Annotated in this window: 19 protein-coding genes and 1 tRNA gene; 11 read left to right on the top strand and 9 right to left on the bottom strand. The window is 60.5% G+C overall.

Annotation, left to right across the window (positions count from 1 at the left end):
- Positions 1-5: 5 nt before the first annotated feature.
- The 8 genes from KUG85_RS01990 to rpiA form a co-directional block, all read right to left on the bottom strand.
- A complete protein-coding gene (locus KUG85_RS01990; protein WP_223003974.1) occupies positions 6-1,691 on the bottom strand; it encodes an NAD+ synthase in 1,686 nt (561 codons plus the stop codon).
- Between the two features lie 86 nt (positions 1,692-1,777).
- A complete protein-coding gene (locus tag KUG85_RS01985) occupies positions 1,778-2,371 on the bottom strand; it encodes a hemerythrin domain-containing protein (RefSeq protein WP_065815179.1) in 594 nt (197 codons plus the stop codon).
- The gene (locus KUG85_RS01980) at positions 2,368-2,799 is read right to left on the bottom strand and encodes a GFA family protein (protein WP_223003973.1); all 432 of its coding nucleotides are present in this window, start codon (positions 2,797-2,799) and stop codon (positions 2,368-2,370) included. The genes KUG85_RS01985 and KUG85_RS01980 overlap by 4 nt, the downstream gene beginning before the upstream one ends.
- A 100-nt stretch (positions 2,800-2,899) precedes the next feature.
- The gene (locus KUG85_RS01975; RefSeq protein WP_065815177.1) at positions 2,900-4,276 is read right to left on the bottom strand and encodes a class II 3-deoxy-7-phosphoheptulonate synthase; all 1,377 of its coding nucleotides are present in this window, start codon (positions 4,274-4,276) and stop codon (positions 2,900-2,902) included.
- 133 nt (positions 4,277-4,409) lie between these two features.
- On the bottom strand, positions 4,410-4,994 hold the full coding sequence (locus tag KUG85_RS01970; protein WP_255606225.1) for a gamma-glutamylcyclotransferase family protein: 585 nt from the start codon (positions 4,992-4,994) through the stop codon (positions 4,410-4,412).
- A 19-nt stretch (positions 4,995-5,013) separates the two neighbouring features.
- On the bottom strand, positions 5,014-6,399 hold the full coding sequence (gene gor, locus KUG85_RS01965) for a glutathione-disulfide reductase (protein WP_223003972.1): 1,386 nt from the start codon (positions 6,397-6,399) through the stop codon (positions 5,014-5,016).
- 164 nt (positions 6,400-6,563) lie between these two features.
- Positions 6,564-7,106, bottom strand: a complete 543-nt coding sequence (locus KUG85_RS01960; RefSeq protein ID WP_065815174.1) for a DUF2059 domain-containing protein — start codon at positions 7,104-7,106, stop codon at positions 6,564-6,566.
- Between the two features lie 22 nt (positions 7,107-7,128).
- Positions 7,129-7,830 carry a ribose-5-phosphate isomerase RpiA gene (gene rpiA, locus KUG85_RS01955; RefSeq protein WP_223004477.1) on the bottom strand — a complete coding sequence of 234 codons (702 nt, stop codon included), beginning with the start codon at positions 7,828-7,830 and terminating at the stop codon, positions 7,129-7,131.
- A 145-nt stretch (positions 7,831-7,975) separates the two neighbouring features.
- On the opposite strand from rpiA, the gene KUG85_RS01950 reads away from it, so the two are divergent.
- From KUG85_RS01950 to KUG85_RS01900, 11 genes are all read left to right on the top strand, one after another.
- Positions 7,976-8,659 carry an HAD family hydrolase gene (locus KUG85_RS01950; protein WP_223003971.1) on the top strand — a complete coding sequence of 228 codons (684 nt, stop codon included), beginning with the start codon at positions 7,976-7,978 and terminating at the stop codon, positions 8,657-8,659.
- A 78-nt stretch (positions 8,660-8,737) separates the two neighbouring features.
- Positions 8,738-8,812: transfer RNA gene (locus tag KUG85_RS01945), tRNA-Val, on the top strand.
- Between the two features lie 184 nt (positions 8,813-8,996).
- Entirely contained in the window at positions 8,997-9,200 is a 204-nt protein-coding gene (locus KUG85_RS01940) for a hypothetical protein (RefSeq protein ID WP_065815172.1), read from the top strand.
- Positions 9,201-9,389: 189 nt separating this feature from the next.
- Positions 9,390-9,875, top strand: coding sequence for a hypothetical protein (locus tag KUG85_RS01935; RefSeq protein WP_223003970.1), 486 nt, complete (start codon positions 9,390-9,392; stop codon positions 9,873-9,875).
- A gap of 499 nt (positions 9,876-10,374) precedes the next feature.
- Positions 10,375-12,183: a hypothetical protein gene (locus tag KUG85_RS01930; RefSeq protein ID WP_065815170.1), complete on the top strand. Its 1,809-nt coding sequence runs from the start codon at positions 10,375-10,377 to the stop codon at positions 12,181-12,183.
- A 156-nt stretch (positions 12,184-12,339) separates the two neighbouring features.
- Positions 12,340-14,310: a type I secretion protein gene (locus KUG85_RS01925; RefSeq protein WP_223003969.1), complete on the top strand. Its 1,971-nt coding sequence runs from the start codon at positions 12,340-12,342 to the stop codon at positions 14,308-14,310.
- 19 nt (positions 14,311-14,329) lie between these two features.
- The gene (locus KUG85_RS01920) at positions 14,330-16,453 is read left to right on the top strand and encodes a type I secretion system permease/ATPase (protein WP_255606223.1); all 2,124 of its coding nucleotides are present in this window, start codon (positions 14,330-14,332) and stop codon (positions 16,451-16,453) included.
- A 13-nt stretch (positions 16,454-16,466) separates the two neighbouring features.
- Positions 16,467-17,810 (top strand): HlyD family type I secretion periplasmic adaptor subunit, encoded by a 1,344-nt coding sequence (locus KUG85_RS01915; RefSeq protein WP_223003968.1) that lies wholly within the window; start codon positions 16,467-16,469, stop codon positions 17,808-17,810.
- Positions 17,811-17,854: 44 nt separating this feature from the next.
- Positions 17,855-18,394 (top strand): hypothetical protein, encoded by a 540-nt coding sequence (locus KUG85_RS01910; RefSeq protein WP_007010407.1) that lies wholly within the window; start codon positions 17,855-17,857, stop codon positions 18,392-18,394.
- A 150-nt stretch (positions 18,395-18,544) separates the two neighbouring features.
- Complete coding sequence (locus tag KUG85_RS01905) at positions 18,545-19,345, top strand: methyltransferase, TIGR04325 family (protein ID WP_223003967.1); 801 nt, start codon at positions 18,545-18,547, stop codon at positions 19,343-19,345.
- Between the two features lie 130 nt (positions 19,346-19,475).
- Positions 19,476-20,930 carry a TrkH family potassium uptake protein gene (locus tag KUG85_RS01900; protein ID WP_223003966.1) on the top strand — a complete coding sequence of 485 codons (1,455 nt, stop codon included), beginning with the start codon at positions 19,476-19,478 and terminating at the stop codon, positions 20,928-20,930.
- 73 nt (positions 20,931-21,003) lie between these two features.
- Here KUG85_RS01900 and KUG85_RS01895 read toward each other — a convergent pair whose 3' ends face one another.
- The gene (locus KUG85_RS01895) at positions 21,004-22,887 is read right to left on the bottom strand and encodes a L,D-transpeptidase family protein (protein ID WP_223003965.1); all 1,884 of its coding nucleotides are present in this window, start codon (positions 22,885-22,887) and stop codon (positions 21,004-21,006) included.
- Positions 22,888-22,968: the final 81 nt, after the last annotated feature.

Here is a 22,968-nt window from a genome sequence, read left to right as displayed (position 1 = left end):
GCTTGTTACGAGCGATCCCTGAATCTATTCGTGATCGGATAACGACGGTCCCGCCCGAAATTCTTCTTCGTGATCTTCACGCCGGGCGCGGCCTGCCGCCGCTTGTATTCGGCAATATAGAGCAGGTGCTCGACGCGATGCACCGTCTCGCGCTCATGGCCCCGCGCAACGATCGCGTCGACACTCATCTCGCCTTCGACCAGGCATTCCAGAATGTCGTCAAGCACCGGATAGGGCGGCAGTGAATCCTGATCTGTCTGGTCGGGACGAAGCTCGGCCGACGGCGCCTTGTCGATGATGTTTTGCGGGATGACCTCGCCGGAGGGTCCGAGCGCACCGGGTGGCACGGTCGTGTTGCGCCAGGACGACAGGGCATAGACCTGCATCTTGTAGACATCCTTGATCGGATTGAAGCCACCGTTCATGTCGCCATAGAGCGTGGCGTAACCGACCGACATCTCCGACTTGTTGCCGGTGGTGACAACCATGGAACCGAACTTGTTGGAAACGGCCATGAGGATCGTGCCACGGGTGCGGCTCTGCAGGTTCTCCTCCGTCACCCCCTCCGCAGTGCCTTCAAAAAGCTGGCCAAGCGCGTTCGAAAATCCCTCGACCGGTTCCGAAATCGGCACGATGTCGTAGCGACAACCGAGCGCACGGGCGCAGTCTTCGGCATCCTTCAACGAATCCTTCGAGGTGTAGCGATAGGGCATCATGATGCAGCGCACCCGCTCCTCGCCCAGTGCATCGACGGCGAGCGCAGCGCAAATCGCCGAGTCGATGCCGCCCGAGAGACCAAGAACCACATTCCTGAAGCCGTTCTTGTTCACATAGTCGCGCAGACCCAGCATGCAGGCGCGATAATCGGCCTCTTCCTTCTCCGGGATCCTCGACATGGGGCCATCGTCGCAGCGCCAGCCCTCGCCCTCGCGCTTCCAGGCGGAGACGGAGACTGCCTCCTCAAACTGGCTCATCTGGAATGCAAGCGATTTGTCGGCCTGGATGGCAAAGGAAGCGCCATCGAAGACGAGTTCGTCCTGCCCGCCAAGCTGATTGGCATAAAGGATCGGCAAGCCGCTTTCGATGACCTGGCGGATGACCACCTGGTGGCGCACCTCGACCTTGCCGCGATAATAAGGTGAGCCGTTCGGCACCAGCAAAATCTCGGCACCGGATTCGGCCAGTGTTTCGCAGACATCGAGCTCACCCCAGATATCCTCGCAAATCGGGATACCTATTCGGATGCCGCGGAAATTCACGGGCCCCGGCATATCCGGGCCTGGCTGAAAGACACGTTTCTCGTCAAACTCCCCGTAATTGGGCAGGTCGAGTTTGTATCGCTCGGCGATCACCTTGCCGCCATCAAGCACCATGATCGCATTGTGCAGACCGCTCTTGCGCTTCAGCGGCACACCGATGATGACGCCCGGACCACCATCCTTTGTGTCATCGGCAAGTGCCTGGACGGCCGTCTCGCAGGCCTCCACAAACGCTGGTTTGAGGACGAGGTCCTCCGGCGGATACCCGGCAATGAACAGCTCGGTGAACAGGACGAGATCAGCCCCATGGCGCGCAGCGTCCGCCCGTGCCTCGCGCGCCTTCGCCAGATTTCCCGCAACATCACCAACGACTGGATTAAGCTGTGCAGTGGCAATACGCAGAATGTCAGAAGGGGCAGACTTGGGAGGCATGACGTTCCTGTTCGGTGAGGCAAGGACGGCGAAGTGTCTAAAGCGTGTAGCCTTTGCACCCCATGCTTGCAACACTCCGGCGTGTATCAGAGGCCGACGCCAAGCCCCTCTTCACTTCTATCCAGAATGAGCGGAATGATGAGGTCCTCCTCATCGTCCAGATGACGCAGCAGCATGGCGAGCAGAGCCTCGTTTTCCCGCGCATAGGCATCAGCGGCAAAGCGCACTTGATCGCCGTCCGCCTGAAGTGCCTGCAAAAACGCCGTACCACTCTCCGCATTGCGCTCCAGCGCGTCATGGATGACGTGATGGTCGCTGTCGAGCAAATCAAAACCGTGCTTCATGCGCGGCTCCGCTTTTGCAAAAACCGGGAAATAGTGCATGTCCTCGATTTGATGATGCCCGTGGAGCTGCTGCAGGAAAAAGCGCAGGCGAGGCGCGAACCAGGCAGCGAAATCGCGCGGAGCGAGCTTCTGCTCCCGATAATCGCCCATGCCCGCCTTCAACATGCCGCCAAGCTCACGAAACATGTCGTGACGCTGCAGCCAGAACCGTGCCATCTCGCCAAGGTTCGGATGCGACGGCCAGACCTCTCGTGGGTATTTCTCCACGAGATAACGCAGATCGGCAGGCAATCCGTTCCGGGTCTCAAGATTCGGCATTTCTGGTAGCATCGTCATTCGTTGCGCCTGGTTTGAGCGACGGCAACACTCGGACTGCCAAGCGCGTGTTGGGGCAGCCCATCCGCAATATCATAGAAGTCGCCCCTGTCGGCCACGAAAATGTGGCTTTCGGCCGTGAGGCCTGATGGCAGGTCGAAGGCACCGGCCAGAATCGAGATCTTGTCCGCATCATTGCGCTTCCAGAACAGGGCGGAGCCACATGTCCTGCAGAAACCGCGTTTGGCGAAATCGGAGGCCGCATACCAGGTGACGTTCCCCTCACCTTCAATGACGATGTTCGACACATCGACATCCGTCGCGGCATAGTAGAGCCCTGTCTGCTTACGGCATTGCGAGCAGTGACAATAGACAACGCCGCGCAGCGCGCCCCTGGTGCGAAAACGGACCGCACCACACAGGCACGATCCGTTGCTTTCTTTCGTCATGGTTTCCTCCGAACGCGATCCAGTCGTATCCGGAACCATGTTTATCAGCTCAAAGCCGCCGGCGACATCAACTATGCCTGAAGCTAAGCATCAGGCGGTTTCAGCCGTTGGCCACCTTGCCTGTCGGCAGGGCCTCGCGGTCTTTCTTCAGGAGTTCGGCCACCAGGAAAGACAGCTCAAGCGCCTGATCGGCATTGAGACGCGGGTCACAATGGGTGTGGTAGCGATCCTGCAGCTCCTCGTCGCGGATGGCGCGCGCGCCGCCCGTGCACTCGGTGACGTTCTTGCCGGTCATCTCCACGTGCAGGCCGCCCGGATGCGATCCTTCGGCGCGATGCACCTCGAAGAAGGTCTGAACCTCCTTGAGGATGCGGTCGAAGGGCCGCGTCTTGTAGCCGGCCGCGGTGACGGTGTTGCCGTGCATCGGATCGCAAGACCAGACGACCTTGCGCCCTTCTTTCTCCACCGCGCGGATGAGCCTGGGCAGGTATTCGCCCACCTTGTCCGCACCGAAACGTGCGATCAGGGTCAGGCGGCCGGGCTCGTTTTCCGGGTTCAGAATATCGATCAGCTCGATCAGACCGTCGGGCGAGAGCGAGGGACCGCATTTCAGGCCGAGCGGGTTCTTGATGCCGCGGCAGTATTCCACATGCGCATGATCGGGCTGGCGGGTGCGATCGCCGATCCAGATCATGTGACCGGATGTTGCATACCAGTCGCCGGATGTGGAATCGACGCGCGTGAGCGCCTCCTCGTAGCCAAGAAGCAGCCCCTCATGGCTCGTGTAGAAATCCGTCTCGCGCAGCGCATGCGTGCTTTCGCCAGTAATGCCGATGGCGCGCATGAAATCGACCGTCTCGGAGATACGGTTGGCCAGCTCCTGATAGCGCTCGGCCTGCGGACTGTCGGACAGGAAGCCCAGCATCCACTTGTGGACGTTTTCCAGATTGGCGAAACCGCCCTGCGCAAAGGCGCGCAGAAGGTTCAGCGTTGCCGCCGACTGGCGGTACACCATTTCCTGACGCGCCGGATCGGGAATACGCGAGGCTTCGTCGAATTCAATGCCATTGATGATGTCACCGCGGTAACTCGGCAGCACCACATCACCCTTGGTCTCGTTGTCGGAGGAGCGCGGCTTTGCGAACTGGCCTGCGATGCGCCCGACCTTCACCACCGGCTGCGAACCGGCATAGGTCAAGACAACGGCCATCTGCAGGAAGGCGCGGAAGAAGTCGCGGATATTATCGGCACCGTGCTCGGCAAAACTCTCGGCGCAGTCACCGCCCTGGAGCAGAAAACCGTTGCCTTCGGCCACGGCAGCGAGCTGCTTCTTCAGCTTACGCGCCTCACCTGCAAAAACGAGCGGCGGATACGTGGCCATGCGCGCCTCGACCTCGGCCAGGGCGTCAGCGTCCGGATAAGCCGGAACCTGCAGGATTGGCTTGTTTCTCCACGAATTCGGCGACCACTTCGTCATCTTGCTTACTCGACAGTTGCTATAGGATCATGTCCTCTATCCGCTGAAATCTCCAAGACGGATACTGGAAGGCCGCTTTCTTAACCAAAGGAAGCGCCCGATACTAGCCCGCAATTGTGGCGTTCAGGAAACACTAACGCACGAAAGGTGCAAAATCAGAGATTTTCTGCATTATCAGTGCGTCGAAATACGCCTCCTCATCGGCCTCGAGCCTCACCGCGCGCGGATAGCCCGGCGTCTTGCGATCAGCAATCACCGTAGCATCGAAACCCTCGGTCTCGCGAACAAAACGTTCGACGCCGGCACGGCCATACTCGCGCAGAAACCCCTGCAGCACCGCGTCGAGATAAGACTGGATGATTTCGAGACGAACGGAAGCCTGATCCGCTGATGCTTCATAGACATAAAGCGAACACCCGGCAGGCAGCTCAGCAGACAATTCCAGATCAGACGGGGTGAGCGAGACACGCCGGTAGCGCTCTTCGCGCTGATCGACGGCGGCGAGATTCTCGGCCCGATCGACAACGAGCAAACCGTCAATGACGGAAGCAGGGTCGCGCCGCACACTCAGGAGCGCACGGCTGCTTTCGCCATCGCGGCGCACCCACTGGCGGCGCCAGCCCTTAAGCCGCGCCGGGTATGCTCCGACAATCTCCGTGCGGTGCGTATCGCGGTTGACGAGCGACCCGTAGCCAAAATAGGCGACCAGACCATTCACGCCGCAGCCCTCTCCCATCTCACTCGACCCGTTTGCCGTTCTCGACGCGATATGTCGGCTGATACATCGTGACCAGCTCTTCGGCCGCGGACGGGTGCACCGCCATCGTTCGATCGAAATCATCCTTGGTCAGCCGCGCCTTGAGCGAGATGCCCAGAACCTGAGCCATTTCGCCGGCATCCGGACCCATGACATGAGCGCCAAGCACACGCCGGGTCTCGCCGTCGACAACCAGCTTCATGAGCATCTTCTCCTGGCGCCCGGACAGCGTGTGGCGCATGGGCCGGAAGCTCGCGCGATAGATTTCCAGTCGATCGAAGCGCTGCGCTGCTTCGTCCTCGGAAAGCCCCACCGTACCGATTTCGGGCTGTGAGAACACGGCCGTGGCAATCGTGTCGTGATCGACTTCGGTCGGATTGCCCCTATACTCGGTCTCGATGAAGCACATCGCTTCGTGGATTGCGACCGGGGTGAGCTGCACGCGATTGGTCACATCCCCCAGTGCCCAGATGTTGTCGACATTCGTGCGAGAGAAACCGTCGACCGGGATTTCGCCGATCTTGCCGGTCTCCACACCGGCAGCCTCGAGCCCCAGACCTTCGGTGTTCGGAATGCGGCCAATAGCCAGCATGACCTGACCGGCCTCAAGGGTGGCGCCGGACTTGAGATGAACGAGAAGGTCACCCTCCCCGCGCTTTTCCACTTTCGTCAGGACGTCCTGGCACAGAATCCTGATGCCCTTGGCCTCCATCGTGGCGTGAAGCTCACGGCGCAGATCCTGATCGAAACGCGACAGGATTTCCTTGCCGCGATAGACCAGCGTGGTGTCGACACCAAGGCCGTGGAAGATATTGGCGAACTCGACGGCAATATAGCCGCCACCCTCAATGACGATAGACGCGGGCAGCGCCTCAAGGTCGAAGGCCTCGTTGGAAAATATGCAATGCTCATGGCCAGGAAGCGCCAGGTGCGGATTGGGACGGCCACCGACAGCGATGATGATCCTGTCGGCCGTCACGCGCTTTCCACCAACATCGAGCGTGTGACGATCCACCAGCGTCGCGCGGGCCTCGAATATCTCGGCGCCGGCATTCTCAAGCCCCTTGCGATAAAGGCCCTCAAGCCTGGCAATCTCACGATCTTTGTTCGTGACGAGAGTTTTCCAGTCGAAGGTGGGCTCGGGCACGGTCCAGCCATAGCCGGCTGCATCCTCGAAATGCTCCGGAAACTGCGAGGCGTATACAAAGAGCTTCTTCGGCACACAGCCGCGAATGACGCAGGTGCCGCCAAAGCGGTATTCTTCGGCAATGGCGACGCGTTTTCCAAGGCCTGCCGCAAGACGCGCAGCGCGCACCCCACCAGAACCGCCGCCAATCACAAAAAGATCGTAGTCGAAATCGCTCATTCTCTGATCCTCGCCCCTTGAATACCGTGAGTCCGCCGCGCCCGAGCGCTTCTGAAGCTCTGCAGCAACCGGAATGCTGCACCGCCGCACTCACTTAGAATCGCCCGTAGAAGAATAAAAGCCCGGTGCGACGACCGGGCTCTAACTGTTTCGTGATCGAAAGCTTACTGGGCGGTTTCCTCGCCGGCAGCCTCTCCACTGCCGGTCGCTTCAGTCGCTGCCTGGATCTGCTGCCCGACCATCTGAGCGAGATCGCGCGCGATGCCGCGACGCCAGATTTCACCGGCCTTCAGGACCTCGCGGGTCACAATGGGGCCGTCCTCGATCAGTTTCATGCCCGTCGGGGAGGTGTAGAACTGCGCGATCTCGGTGAGTTCCTGCTCGGAGAAGACGCGGGCATAGGCCTGCGCAGCTTCCCGCTCGAGGTCGACCCGGCGGCTTGCCAGCTCAATGGCCTTCTCGTCCACCGTGGCATTGATCAGGGCCACCATATCCGGGTTCTTGCGGATCAGCTCCGACTTGAGCGCCGCAGCGGCCTGCGGCAGCACGCCATCAAAATCGTCGGTCGCGTTGATCGCATCAATCGCGGAGCGCGCCGCGGCGAGATGGGACGCGGAAATCTCCTGCGCGCCGGCAGGAGCGAAAGCGAACGTCACCGCCACGGCTGCAGAAGCTGCAACAAGGCGGATGCGGGTTGCCAGATTCATATGTTTCTCACTCCATTCTTGTTTATGCGGCCCCGAAGGTTCGCACCTCGCCGTCCCCGGCCACGAAAGCGGTGTCGGCAAGGTCGAGAAACAGGCCGTGTTCTACAACACCCGGTATGGCGTTTAACGCATTCGCCAATGCTCTTGGATCGGGAATGCGGCCAAAAGATGCATCGACGATGAGATGTCCACCATCGGTAACGAAAGGCTTTCCATCCCGCTCCCGCACTTTCAGAGCCCCCTCCAGTCCGAGTGCGCGCGCTGTCCTTTCAATCGTCCGAACGGTCGCACCGAGGCCAAAGGAGTTGACCTCGATCGGCAGTGGAAAACGGCCAAGTGTTTCGACGAGCTTGGACTTGTCGGCAATCACGATCATACGCCGTGAAGCGGCTGCAACGATCTTTTCGCGCAGCAATGCGCCGCCACCGCCCTTGATCAATCCAAGCTGCGGCCCGATTTCGTCGGCACCGTCGATAGTCAGGTCGAGTTCAGGGGTTTCATCCAGTGTGGTGAGTGGAACGCCGAGCTCCCGACACAGCGCAGCCGTACGCTCGGAGGTGGGAACACCGATCACGGTCAGGCCACCGGCAACACGCTCGGCCAGAACGCGGACGAACTCTTCAGCGGTCGAACCCGTACCGATTCCGAGCCGCATTCCATCTTCCACCTGATCAAGCGCGGCACGAGCCGCCTCGATCTTCAATTCACGCATATCCGCCGACATCTCGCCCCCGGTCATATCTCAGCGGTTCCTAACCCGTTTTACCGCTCCCCGCAATGCAGGCGGCGTGCGTGCGCGGGGGACAGTGTCCAACTTGCTTCACCCGGCCTTGCGCGGTATCCCAGTGAAATTCAAGCAAGGGGACATCATGTCAGCGCCAATCATCGTTTTCGATCTCGACGGAACGCTTGTCGACACGGCACCGGACCTGCTCGACAGCCTCAATCACTGCCTTGAAACCGTCGATATGGAACCGGTGAAGCATGAGGACGTCAACCGCATCGTCGGTTTCGGCAGCCGTGTGATGATCGAACGGGCCTTCGCGCTGCGCAAACGGCATCTGGACGGCGGCCAGCTCGACGCGCTCCAGACTGCCTTCCTCGATCACTATACGGCCAACGTTCCCGGGCACTCCAGGCCGTTTCCCGGCGCCGTCGAAACGATCGAACGCTTCCATGCGGCCGGCTACACTGCAGCAGTCTGCACCAACAAACTTGAGGGCATGTCGCTCTCCCTTCTCGAAGCGCTCGGCATCGTCGGACATTTCAGCGCGATCTGCGGCGGCGACACCTTTCCGATGCGCAAACCCGATCCGGGACATCTCCTGCGCACCATCGCCATGGCGGGTGCGGACCCGCAGCGGGCCGTAATGGTCGGTGATTCGCGCACGGACATCGACACCGCCAAGGCTGCCGGCATCCCCGTCATCGCGGTCGATTTCGGCTATACCGACCAGCATGTAAGCGCGTTTGAGCCGTCGCGCGTGATCTCGCGCTTCGACGAATTGACGGTCGAGATGGTGGAAGGCCTGATCGCCGCGACAGCATCCTGAGCACAGGCGCGAAAGCGCGCTTGACACTCACCCGCCCCGCCCCTTATATCGCGGCTCGCTTGACGATGCTTCGTCAGCGGGCGCGTAGCTCAGCGGGAGAGCACACCCTTCACACGGGTGGGGTCGCAGGTTCAATCCCTGCCGCGCCCACCATTGTATTTCTCTTCTTTGTGTTTTCCCTACATGCTGGAAATGGCCGGCCCTGACGTTGGCGCGCCCGTCTGAACTGTTAAAATTTTACTCTTATCCTATTGTTTTTGCTTACTTCTCTTTCATCAGAATCATTGATCTCTCATTAGGCAAACGCTGGAGAGCAATCTGATGAAGGAGACGGGAGATGAAACCCCGCTACGAGATAATCCTTGACCCTTCAGAACTTTGGACCGTTTGGGACAATCTGCTGAACGAACCGGCAATGATCGGCATGACGGTCGTGGCCGGCATCAGCAAATCTGAAGCAGAAGACGCCTGCTATGTTCTAAACGAGGTGGAAAAGCGGCGCCTTGCGCGGGAGGAGCGGAAGAAGGTCGCCAACTCGTAAGCATGGCTCTCGCATCAGGTCACGCGTTGGACTGGCTTTCGGCGCTGTTCCTTCATCCCCACGAATCGCAATCGAGCTTTGCAGCCGGACCGCTGGCGATGGTGGGCTGCAACTCCCACTTCCAGCCTTTTCAAGACCGGCGGATCGTCCTAAGCGAAGGGGACCGAGCCGATTCCGGAGTGAACCCGCATGAACCGCACAGCATCCGCCTTCCTTCTCGTCGCCGTTCTCACCGGATTGCTGGTTGCCCTCGGCTTCGCTCTGCAGATCAAGGGCTATGGATTTGGCAGCCTCGGCAATGAACGGCTCGATGGCCTTGCCGGTGCAGCCACCTTCTTGCCGCTCGCTGCTCTCTATGCGTTTACAGCCATGCTGGTGACCATACTTCCGATCCGGGCAGCCGCAATGGTGCACGCCAATGGGACGACCCCGATCTACCTGACCGCCGTGGTGCTTTTCGCAACGATCGTCGGGATGCAGATCACGCGGATGGCTTTCGGGAACGCGGGAGCGTTATGGGCACTGGTCGACTGGCAGTTCGTGTTCGCAGCCGGCATCGTCATGGCCCATTTGTCGCTCGATGCACTGCGGCGCAATGTGCTTTTGCGCACGCTTGCTTTCATTGGGTTCGCAGCTGCCACCCTCGCCTGTCTCTACTGGACGTTCCGCTTCTAGGTCCTGACCCCAAGCCGGAGCTTCGAATCGCAGCCTCGATGGACAGGCAGGAACACATATACAAAACTGTGGAAAGCGGCATGAATCTGTCGTGCTTTCCCCGACTCACCCAAACCTAGCTACCCCGCATCTACCCATTTTGATGTGGTGGGTGGACCTATGGTCAGGCCTTAATGCGCCCCAATCGACCGAATTTGCAGGTTTTTTGTTCGCTCTCCCGGCACGACAATTCCTCCCGTCGGATAAGTCCGAACCCCTGTCGTGAAGACTGTTCATGGGTCGCAACGATGATGTGGGCGGTGGGGATTCGCGCCAGGAAGATCGGCACCATCCGACTGAGGGAGGAGTGCACCATCATTCAAACTCCGAACGTTGCTCTGCACTTCGAAAGACGGCCCGCGGGCCGTGAAACAGCAGGACCGTGTAGACACAATATCACCTGAGAGATGAACAGTGATCGTGTCCGCACGGTTCTCATTTTGAGGATGAGGACACGATCATGCCTAAGCAAAACGGATTTGGCGTCTTCTTTCCTGGTTGGCCAGGCAACAAGCAATGGCAGGACCAGGATCAGGACCAGCATCAGCACCAGGGTGAATGGCAGCATCAGGGCCAGGAGCAGAACGCCATCAACACTGCTGAAAATACGGCAGGCAACGATGCTGACAACGCCGCCACCAACGATGCAGACAACACCAGCAATAACTCCAGCGCGAATAGCGCTGCCAACGCGGCGCAGAATGCCGCGAACAATCAGGCTGGCAACACCGCAGACAACGCGGCCACCAATGCGGCCGACAACGCAGCCAGCAACAATGCCCGAAATGCGGCGCAGAACAATGCCGAGAACAACGCAACCAACAACACCGACGTGGCAACCAATGTCGCCACTTCCGTCAACACATCCGTGAATGTCGGTCTCGACGGCTTTATTCCCTCTGACGACGACTTCGCCGATGTGGACATCTATGGTGGTGGATCGGTCGACGAATTGTTCATCAATCGCGACGGAGAGATCTCTTACGATCCGGGCGACGACATGTCGTTCGAGGACATCCTCAACGACTCGCTCAATGGTGGCGGCAACGACAACGCCTTCGTGATCGGACAGGTAAACGACCTGGTCGACAACGACACGCTTGAAAACCCGAATGTCTCCAACGAAGCCGATTTCAACCAGAACGGCGACGCAAACGGCGGTAACGCAACAGCCGATGACGGCATCGTGGCCGGAGGCGACGGTGGCGAAGGCGGTGGTGATGCCGATGCCGACGGCGGCGATGGCGATCACGGCTATGCCGATGGCGGCTACGCCCGTGGTGGCATGGCTGATGACGCCAAGGCCTATGGCGGCAATGGCAACGGTGCAGCCGGCGGTTCCGGTGGAACTGCCACCGGTACGGGTCTCGGCCTCGGCGGCCTCGGTGTAGGCGTCGGTCTCGGCGGCGATGGCGGCACTGGTGGTGCCGGCGGCGCAGGCGGTGCCGGTGGTGCTGGCGGCCTCGGTGGCTATGGCACCGGCGGCATGGGCGGCACCGGAACCGGCGGTGCCGGTGGCGAAGGCGCAGGCGGCGAAGGCGGCGAAGGCGGTGATGCCGGCGACGGCGGCGACGGCGCAGCAGCCGGTGCAGCAGCAGCAGATGCAGCCGCGGCGGCAGCCGCAGCGCTGGGTGTTGCTGACGCAGCCGCGGCGGCGGATGCCGACGCAGCCGCAGCAGCGGCGGCAGGCGGCGACGGCGGTGCGGCCGGTACCGGCGGTGCCGGCGGAACCGGAACCGGTGCTGCAGGCGGTGAGGGCTCCGGCGGAAATGGCGGAACTGGCACAGGCGGCGACGGCGGCACAGGCGGCATGGGTGGCCTTGGCGGCTTTGGCGGCGCAGCCGATGGCGGTGGCGGCCTTGGCTTCGGCGCAGGTGCCGGTGAAGGCTTCGGCCTCGGCGCAGCGCGTGGCGGCAATGGCGGCAATGGAGGCGACGGCGCAGGCGGTTGGGCTTCTGCAGTCGGCGGTGACGCCGGTGATGCATGGGCCGGACCGGTCTCAGGCGGCAATGGCGGCGCCGGCGGTATGGGCGGCATCGCCACCACAGGCGCAGGCGGCGCAGGCGGCGCCGGCGGCATGTGGGGCTCCAACAATGGCGATGACGGCTATGTGAACGGCATCTCCGAGGCAAGCGCCGATGCACTTGTCGATACGAGCGCCTTCAACCAGCAGATCGTCATGGGCGCCAATGTGCTCGGCAACACCGTGGACACCACGGTTGTCGGCGGCGATCTCAACAGCACGGTCGTCGGCGAAGACGACGCCTGACGGCAGCACAGAGCATTCCGGCGCCCGATCCCCCTGGGCGCCGGAACTGGAGGTTTGCGCAATTCACCCTTCGTCTGACACCCGCAAACCTCCACACCCTTCGAACGGTGCACAGGCGGCGATGATCGACAGGAAGTCGAAGCAAGGTGATGCTTTATGCATATGGATCAAACCACGGAAGCGATCGCCCACTTCATAGGACTGTTCTCCCAGGCGGTTGAGGAAGCCCGGTTGCGGCTCGACTATTCGGATTTCAAGGCGCTTCCGGATGCGCCGCTGGAGCAGAACGACCTCCTCAACATCAAAATCAACATCGTCAGCCCCTATTCTCTGGAAGGCTTCAAACCCCGGGTCGATTATACCCCCCCTCCGGTCGACAGGTTCGATGCGCAGGTTTCCGTTGCAATCCGGTACGATCCCATCCCTCTTTACAATGAAGGCCAAGGCGCGCCCGCCGCTACCATTTGGGGAGCTGGAACACCGCCCCTGATGGCGGGCGGAGAGGCTTTTGTAGAATACCAGCCCCTTGGCTCGCTCGCGCTCTATCTCAAGCAGCAGGCGCGCCTTGAGGACAACGACTATCTCAGCATCGGCGGCCACGGGCTGCATTTCAGCTCCGTCGGCGACACCGATGCGGCGCTTATAGCGCTGATCAAGGCAGCCTCCCCATTCCAGCCTTTCGGTGATCTTCATGAGCCGGGCTCGGCAACTGAAATCGGGGACTTCATTCTACACGCTCCGCACATCGCCGACGCATTCATTGACGCGATCGATGGAAACGACGGCGTCTTCGTTATGCGGGGCGAAAGCATCGAGGGAAAGTTTCTGAATGGCGAAGAGGTCGATGAACTGCCCGCCCTGGACACCTATCTCCCCGAGAAATTCAGCGAGGAGGAAGGTGTAGACGAGGCGCAGACCGACTTTTCCACACATGCAACAATGGATGTCGAGGCAGGAGCGAACCTTCTCGTCAACGAGGCCATCCTCGTCAACGACTGGTATGGAGCACCGGTGCTCGCGATAGCCGGCGATTATGTTCATTTCAACGCGATCAGCCAGTTGAACGTGTGGAGCGACAACGACACGACAAGCGAAGCGCTCAACGGCTGGAAATCATTGACGGAGGCGCCGACCCAGGCGTTCAACACCGCCACCATCCAGACCATCGACAACCCGCCTCCACCGGGTCTGGAAAACGCCAACGGCGAACCGGTCTTCCCTGCACACTGGCAGGTGTCGCGGATTGATGGCGATCTGATGCTGGCCAACTGGATCAAGCAGGTCAGCTTCGTGGAGGACAACGACATCACCGTGATGTCGGCCAGCGGCGGCGGAACGGAAATCGTTCTCGGCAACAACATGGTTATCAATGCCACGTCACTTGCGGCGCTGGGAAACTATTACGACCTGATCATCGTCGGCGGCAACGTCTATCACGCCAACATCATCTGCCAGACGAACATCCTTCTGGACGATGATCTGGTAGGCACGGTCGGCGACTTCCAGACCAGCGGCGCAGCGTCGCTCTCGACAGGCGGAAACCTCCTCTGGAACGAGGCCTCCATCACCCAGTACGGCACCATGTCGTTCGACACGATGCCGCCTTCCTATCTGGAGGCGCTCGAAAAACTGGGCGATGGCCCGGGGGCAGCGCCGCAATCGCTGTTGTCGGGTTCGGATTTCGCCGGTCTGACGACAATCAAGGTGCTCTACATTTCCGGCGACGTGGTCGATCTTCAATATGTCAGCCAGATCAACGTTCTCGGCGATGCCGACCAGGTCGCGCTGGCAAAAAGCCAGAGTTCCGCACACGCCGACGCCTCCTGGGACATTTCGACAGGCTCCAACGCGCTCATCAACCAGGCGTCGATTGTCGATGGTGGCGTCAATTCCACGACATATACGGGCGGCTCGGTCTATTCGGATGAACTGCTGATCCAGGCTGAACTGATTTCTGACGATACGAACCTTTACACGCAGGGTGCGGACGCACTGGTGAGCGAGGCGGTGGCGTTTCTCAGCGATGATCTCATGGCATCGCCGGAGGGTGACGCAGACCAGAATGCGCCGGATCCCTCCACGCCTGACGGCGGCACGGCCGACGTAATGCAGACGATGCTCGGATAGGACGATCGGGGGGAACGACATGCTGGACAAACCGACCAAGCGCCCGGCGCATGTGAACGACGCATCGTCCTGCGCGCTGGGTATGGAAGACGAAGCCCGCAAAATGCGTATTCTGCGTACCGCCGATGAAGAGATTTCCCGCATCTTCCGGGAGGTCGACGCTCGGGCTGCACGGCAGCGGGCCGAAGCCACTGAAGCGGAAACCCGTGACGCCCCCACCCCCGCAGGTCACAGTGAAACAAAACCAGCCGAGGAGGAGCCGGCTGCCTCCCCCGAAGGCGCGGAAGACGCCGCTGAAAAAGCACAGACACGGCAGCCGGAGACGGCGTCAAAGCAGGACAGCCAGAAGCCGGAAGCAAACAGAAGCGATCCGGAGATCACCAGGGTTGACGGAGCAAAAGATCAGTTTCACCGCCGGCTCGGTCCGGCCGACTTTTCCAAAAGCCTCACCGCCGGCCTCGCCGCGGTGCGCAAAAACATGCTGATGGTGCTGCTTTTCACCAATGCGAGCAACATCCTCGTACTCGCCATTCCGGTCTATCTCTTTCAGATTTCCGATCGCGTTCTTACGAGCCGCTCCACGGACACGCTGATCATGCTGACGGTCGTGATCGTGGGCGCTGTGCTGCTGCAGGCGATTTTCGACGCGATACGACGGTTCATCCTGATGCGCACCGCAGTCGAGGTCGCCGCCCAGCTCGGCGCGCCCATTCTGAGCGCGGCAGCACGCGCCTCCCTTCATGGTACCGGGCGCGAGTACCAGACCCTCGGCGACCTCCAGCAATTGCGTTCATTTCTGGTCTCGGGCACGCTGCTCGCATTTCTCGACATACCCTTCGCCCCGATCTTTATCCTGGCGGTGTTTCTCGTCCATCCGCATCTGGGAAGCATTGTGGTGCTGTCGGCACTGCTGCTCACACTGGTCGCATTCATCAACCAGCGTGCCACTGCCGCCCCGTTCGGCGAGGCAAATGTCTACCAGAGCAAGGCCAATCTGCATCTGGACTCCATGGCGCGGAACTCGCAGATCATCAACGCGCTGGCGATGATCCCCGAGGCAGTCAAGATATGGGGTCAGGACACCGCCGGTTCACTGAAGGCACAGGTCAAGGCACAGGACCGGAACATCGTCTCGGCGGCAACCTCCCGCGCCATCCGCCTTCTGACGCAGGTCGCGTTGCTTGGCTGGGGTGCGTATCTCGCCATCCAGGGCTACATCACCGGCGGCATGGTGATCGCTGCCTCCATCATTGCAGGCCGGGCGCTCGCACCGATCGAGGGCTCGATCGAAGGCTGGAATCAGTTCATTCTTTCGCGGGGCGCCTATCGGCGCATCTCGACGCTGCTTCGGTCTTCGCCGCTGAACCTCGAACGTCTTGTCCTGCCCAAGCCCGAAGGACGGCTCGACGTGGAACGCGTGCTGTATGTTCCGCAGGGAACCAAACGCGTCGTGCTCAATGGCATCAACTTCGCACTACGCCCCGGCGATTCGCTTGCCGTGATAGGCAATTCGGGTGCCGGCAAGACAACGCTTGGCAAGATGCTGGTCGGTTCGATCCTGCCCACCTCCGGCAGTGTTCGGCTGGACCTTATGGATCTGCGCAACTGGGACCAGCGCCAGTTCGGTGACAGTATCGGCTATCTCCCCCAGGACGTTCAGCTCTTCCCCGGTTCGATCAAGGCCAACATTGCGCGCATGCGCGACGATGTGGACGATCAGGACATCTATCAGGCTGCCATCCTTGCCGACGTGCACGAGATGATCGCAACATTCCCGCAAGGGTACGAAACAATCGTCGCAGCCGACGGGTCGCCTCTGTCAGGTGGCCAGAAACAGCGCATTGCCCTCGCCCGCGCCTTCTTCGGCAATCCGCGCATGATTGTGCTCGATGAGCCGAACTCGAACCTCGACAGCGCTGGCGATGCTGCTCTTGCCCGGGCTCTGAAACACGCCAAGCAGAACAGGATCACCGTGATCGTGATCACCCAGCGCCCCTCCCTGCTGCAGCATGTCGACAAGATTCTGCTGATGACAAACGGCACCATTTCGATGTTCGGCCGCCGCGAAGACGTGCTGCGTGCGCTGGCAGCCCACCAGGCCGGACAGTTGCAGAATGGTCCATTCGCCACCCAGCTTCCCTGAAGGCAGGCATCCGATGAGCTCAACAGATATCGCAAAACTCCAGGACATGACGTGGTACGCGGAAGTGCCACGGTCGATCCGCAAACAGTCCATCGCCGGGATCATACTGCTCATTCTCTGTTTCGGAGGGTTCGGCATCTGGGCGAGTTTCGCACCGCTCGCTGCAGCCGTTATCGCCCAGGGCAGTTTTGTCGCCACTGGTCAAAACAAGATCGTCCAGCATCTGGAAGGGGGCGTCATCAAGGATATTCTGGTTTCGGAAGGCGACCACATCACGGCCGGCCAGCCCCTGCTCCAGCTCGACGAGACCTCCGCCCTTGCCAACGAGCGTCAGCTCTTCCTGCGGCGTGCACGCCTGCTTGCCATCGTCGCCCGACTGAGTGCCGAGTATCAGGAGAAGGACACGATCGACTTTCCCGCCGAATTGACGGAGCGGGCGGTCGACCCTGAAGTCGCAGAGATTCTCGATAGCCAGAAGCTCAACTTCACATCCTCGAAACGCAAGCTGAACAGCGAGATCGAACTCCTGAACAACAACATCGCCGCGCTCGAAATCCGTGGACGCGGCTACGAAGCGCAGCACGAGGCGCTGACGCGCCAGCTCGCCTTCCTTTCGGACGAGTTTTCCGGCAAGCAGAAGCTCTACGAACAGGGGCTCATGCGCAAACCCGAGATTTCCGCGATCAAGCGCGCCATGGCCGAGGCGGAAGGACAGATCGGGCGCCTTGCCGCCGAGGTGGACGAAACGCAGGCCCAGATCCTTCGTTATCGACAGCAGGCCGACCAGACACTTGCCGCCTATCGTCAGGCGGCGCTCGACGAACTGCAGGCCATCGAAGCGGAATTGGACGCAGTGCGCGAACAGTCACGGGCGGCCGAAAACGTGCTGCGCCGCGCCACCATCAACGCGCCTGTCACCGGCACGGTAATACGGCTTTACTACCACACGCCCGGTGGCGTGATCGAGAGTGGCAAGAGCATCGCCGAGATCCTGCCATCCGACGTTCCGCTGATCATCGAAACGCAGATACCGCGTACCAAGATCGACAGTGTCCGCGTGGGCCAGGAAGCGACCGTTCGGCTGACGGCCCTTAACCAGCGCACCACGCCCGTTCTGACGGGCGAGGTTTTCTACGTTTCAGCCGACGCCCTGCGCGATCAGTCGGCAGCCGACAAGCGCGAGATCTATCTTGCGCGCGTGCGCCTGCCACCGAGCGAACTCGCACGCGTCCGCGGTTTCCTGCCCACGCCGGGCATGCCTGCGGAAGTGTTGATCCAGACTGCCGAACGCACATTTTTCGAATACCTCTCGAAACCGATCATGGACAGCATGAACCGTGCCTTCCGCGAGGACTGAGCCGGATATTGCCGGCGTGGACGCCTGAAATGCGGGGTGCTAGCATGTTTTCCATTGAGCCATTCGAGGTGAGTGCTGGCAGTCTTGCGATGAAGGAAGGCAGTTCGCGTTTTCGGGACGTGCTGACGCTGCTGGGGCAGCTCAATTATACGTGGACGAACACGGAGAGCCTCCTTATCCACCTCATCGCCGGGCTGGCGCGGGTGGACATGGAGACAGCGACGGTCATCTTCCTGACCCTCAACACTTCCCGCGCCCGTGTCGATCTGGTCGAGCGCCTCGCAAAGCTCGATCGAACCGATGCGGATATTCGTAAGGACGTGTTGAACGTTACGCGCAGTATGATGAGCGAATCCAGGCTCCGGAACAAATACAATCACTGCATCTATTCCTTTGACGATAGCGGGGAAAACGTCTCAACGCTGCTCATGAGGATTTCCGATTCCGGCGATCGGCTCAAATACGGCAAGGTCGATGCGATCGACGATGCGGAGATCGCCAATATCACCAGTTCAATCAATCGGCTGATCGCCACGAACCGGGAAATCTGGGCGCTGGCCAAAAAGCATGGTTTTCCAGTGTGAAACGCCCTGCGCGAAGCCCCCATGCTCTAACCACATTGGTTCCACGATCAGCCTTATTGATGAATTGGTCGAGGCAGGCGGCCAACGCTAGGGTTTCCCAAGATATCCGCGCCCTTCAGGCACGGGTGAAAGCGGGCCGGAATTCTGAAAATGGCGCTGAATCAGATCAAACAGGGGCTCAAGCAGGCGCGTGGAGCCGCTTTCCTGCCATTTCAGGCGGCGGCCGGGCGCATGCGGATGGTGGCGCATCGCCCGGTACGGTTTTCTGGTGTCTACAACACATATGAGGATGCCTTGACCGCTGCAAATCAGCGCGGCCTTGCTGGATATGATCATGACGCGGTGGCCGGCGTGGCGTTTGAGCAAATGTGCCGGCTGGTGCCCTGGGACTACCCGGTTCTGTTTTGGCTCAGCCAGATCAGGCAGGATATCCGCTCACTGCTCGATGCAGGTGGCCACATGGGCACCAAGTTCCGCGCCTTCCGCACGATCCTGCCCGAGATCGAAGCCCTGAAATGGACCGTCTACGACGTGCCGGCCATTGTCAAAGCGGGAGAGAAACGTGCCCGCGACGAGGGCATTGAAAACCTCTCCTTCACAAGCCGGCTGGATGGCCACGGCCCCTGCGACGTGTTTCTCGGATCAGGGCTGCTGCAATATCTCAACGTTCCATTGCCCGATCTTCTCGGCCGTCTCGCCGCGCCGCCAAAACACCTGCTTTTGAACAAGGTGGCGTTGCGCACGGGAAAAACCATCTTCACACTGGAACGGATCGGGCCGGCTCTGGTCCCTTACCAGATGCGCAACGAGGCCTCCTTTCTGGCAGAGCTCGAAGGCATCGGCTACCGCATCGCCGATCGCTGGAACATTCCCTCCCTTTCTCATGTGATAGACACGCATCCCGAATACGGTGCGAGCGAAAGCGCCGGTTTCTACTGCACACGGCGCTGATCGCCCGCACCGTATGGTTTCCCGCAGTCACAGTCATGCCGATTGCGCATGTCTGCCCTTCTTCTGAAGTCTCTTTCCTTGGAGCGCATTCTCCTCTACCACGGAGCCGGTTCATTTCGAGGTCGAGAAAGTGCAACCATCGACAATCCGGACGGCCACCTATCCAGCGGCCATTTTCGCTGTCTACGTCGCCGCTTCGATGCTTCTTCCAGCCGCGGTTGATCTCTATTACGGAAATGACGACTGGGAGATTTTCGTCGTCTGCTCGCTGGCCACGGGCGCCATCGCCCTGACCATTGCCGCCGCCACGCGCGCGCCGCTCACCCGTGGCTCGACACGATCGACCTTCCTGGTCGTGGTTCTCTTATGGCTGATGCTGGGACTGGTGGGCGCACTGCCATTTTACACGGCATCGCTGAAACTTGATCTTGCTGAAGCCGTCTTCGAATCGGTTTCCGCCATCACGACCACCGGCTCCACCGTCATTTCGGGACTGGACAACCTGCCGCCCGGGCTGCTGCTGTGGCGCTCCATCCTGCAATGGATCGGTGGGGTTGGCGTTGTCGCGCTTGGCCTCTTCCTGTTGCCGCTACTCAAAGTCGGCGGCTTTTCCTACTTTCGGGTGGAATCGTCGGACATCGAGAACCGCCCTTTCGAGCGCTTTATCAGTTTTCTCATTGCGCTTGTCGGCATCTACTGCCTGTTGACCGCACTCTGTGCACTGGCCTATGCGGCCGCAGGCATGAGCAATTTCGATGCCGTCAATCACGCCATGACCACCATCGCGACCGGTGGCTTCTCCACCCACGACGCATCGTTCGGTTATTTCGAAGGCAACGCGGTTTTGTGGGTCGGCACTGTGTTCATGCTCCTCGCCGCCCTGCCCTTCTCGATCCTGGTTCTTTTCTTCGCACGTGGACGCCTCGACGCCCTGCGGGACCCGCAGATAAGACTGTTTCTCGGCTATGTGACTTTGATTGTCACGGTTCTGGCGGTCCAGCGCCGCATCACCACCGGCGATCCGTTTGACGACATTCTCGCGTCTACCGCCTTCAATTTTGCTTCGATCATCACAACGACGGGCTTTGCCAGCGAGGATTACACACTCTGGGGGCCGTTCGCTGTGACCCTGGCCTTCTTCGCCACCTTCCTGGGCGGCTGCTCCGGTTCGACGTCCGGCGGCATCAAGGCTTATCGCTTCCTCATTCTTGGTGCGATGCTGCGCAACGGGCTGCGTCTGCTCATTCATCCGCACTCCGTCCAGGCACTGCGCTATGGCAAGCGCATCGTCGATGAGGAGATGCAGCGATCGGTCGTGCTCTTCATCGTCGGCTTTCTCGCGTCCTGGGTGGTCGCGACGCTTCTCCTGTCGGCGACGGGCCTCGATTTCCTGACGTCGATCACCGGTTCACTCACCGCATTGACCAATGTCGGTCCCGGCCTCGGCACCACGATCGGTCCCGCAGGCAATTTCGTTCCGCTCAGCGACTTTGCAAAATGGGTCCTGTCGGCGACCATGCTGCTCGGCCGGCTCGAAATTCTCGCCGTTGTGGTGCTTCTGGTGCCCACCTTCTGGCGCGACTGATCAAATCCGCAAGCCAATCCGCCGATGGCTGCGGTCTGCGATGGGCACTTCAGGCCATCGGTTCCGTGCAGTGTCAGATGCTCGAGGAGCGCAGATCGGTGGTCTTTTCCAGCGCAGTTTTCAGACGTGCATCACGTCCATAAACGTCGCCGTGATAGGAGATAACGCCATCCGTCTGCGGCCAGGCCGTGAAATAGCCGACATAGACAGGAATATCGCGTTCGATCCTGCGCCGTGTGGGACGGCTGCGATCGCCACTCTCAATGGCACGCGAGACCTCGTCGACCGAAATGTCGAGGACCGCCGCCGCCATGGCCCGAGGATCTGCCAGTCGGACGCAACCGTGGCTGAACGCACGGGTATCTCGCTGGAACAGGCTCTTGGACGGCGTGTCATGCATGTAGATCGCATGCCGGTTGGGAAACAGGATTTTCAGTTCCCCAAGCGCGTTGTTGCGCCCCGGCTTCTGGCGCACGCTATAGGGCACGTTGCTTCCATACTGCCCCCAGTTCACGGCAGAAGACGAGACCTGGCGCCCCTGGCTGTTCACCACTTCATAGCCGTTGCGATCGAGATAGCTCGGATCGCGCCAGAGTTTCGGCAGCATCTCATTGACGAGGATGGACCGCGGAACGCCCCAATACGGATTGAACTCTACGGTTTCGAGCTTGTCGTAGAAAAAACTGGTCTGGTTGGCATTGCGCCCCACGACCGTACGCATGGAGATGCGCGGCTTCCCGTTCTCGAAGAAGTCGACATTGAACGACGCAGCGTTGATCACCACGCGCGTGTCACCCAGTTCCGAGGGATGCCAGCGCAACCGCTCGAGCGCATAAAGCACCTTTTCGATCCGCGCTGCCTTTGAGACGCCGGCGATCGCCGCCACCGTGCGTGGCCCAATAATGCCATCCGGCTTGAGCCCGTGGCTCTCCTGCGCCGCCTTGATCACCGGGACCAGCGCGTCGGAATATCTTTCGCTCCCCTCATGCGCTTTCAAAACCGCACCATGGGCCTCCATGAAGGCCCCGCTGGCGTCGCGTTCGATGATCTTGAGCAGCTTGGCGAGTTCAGAGCTCTCTCCACCGGGGCGCACAAACGTCTTCGGGTCGACGACAATTTCACGCTCGGCAGCCCCGCGCAAAACCTCCAGTTCCGCGCGAAGTTTGCGATAAACATCGTTGCGCGGATGCAGCCCTTCCAGATAGCGGTCCGCCTCCGGCATATTCGCCATGAAGCCGATGCTCTGCACCAGATCCATCGGTTTTTCGGGGAAATCGTGATAGCCGGAGAGCTTGTTGGGATTGACGCGCCCGGCATGTGCATCACGCGCATAACGCAGGGCCCGCGCGGTCAGAGTCATTTCAAAACGGATCAATTCCTTCTGACGCGCCGCTATATCGTCATAGGAAAAGTCGCTGCCGGGCACTCCAACCGTGTAGTCGACGTCGGAAAGCCCGTGGCTGGAGGCTTCCGCAAGCACCCGTAACACGCGTTTTGCCCGCTCGTTGACCTGATAGCCGGAAACCCAGACGAAATCAGGATACTTCGAATAAAATGCGACAATTGCCGCTGCAATGTCCTTCTCAGCGTACAGCTCCACCCCTTCCAGCATGGGCAGGGCCTCGCGGAACGCAACGCCCTCAAGCGCCGGCCGAAATGCGTTATCGGCTGCTGGAACCGAAATGTCGGAAAACTCGACGTGAGCGAGCGGCGCAGGTCTGTAACTGTAGTAAGACGGGCCGGAAATCCTGGGTGCCTTTGCCGGCTGCCGCTTGACCGGCGCGGGTTTCACCGTCCGCGGCGGCTCGCTTCGCGCCCGGCTGGTGGCGCGGTTGCCGCCTCCGAACAGCATGTCAAAAAGATTGTCCGACTGCGCATGGGCCTGCCCCACGCTTCCGGCGAACAGCATTGCTGCCACACAGCTCAGCCCGCTTTTGCGCATGGACTTTAACATCATCGCTCACCCCGCCGAGACCCGGCCTCGTTGCCACAACCACGATATTCTGAATCACAACCAGAATAACAGGTCTCAGCCGCA

Origin of the sequence: Nitratireductor rhodophyticola (assembly GCF_019891355.1) — a bacterium.
GTDB lineage: Bacteria > Pseudomonadota > Alphaproteobacteria > Rhizobiales > Rhizobiaceae > Nitratireductor > Nitratireductor rhodophyticola.
The sequence above is the reverse complement of the archived record's forward strand: the minus strand, read 5'-3'. Positions and strand labels throughout refer to the sequence as shown.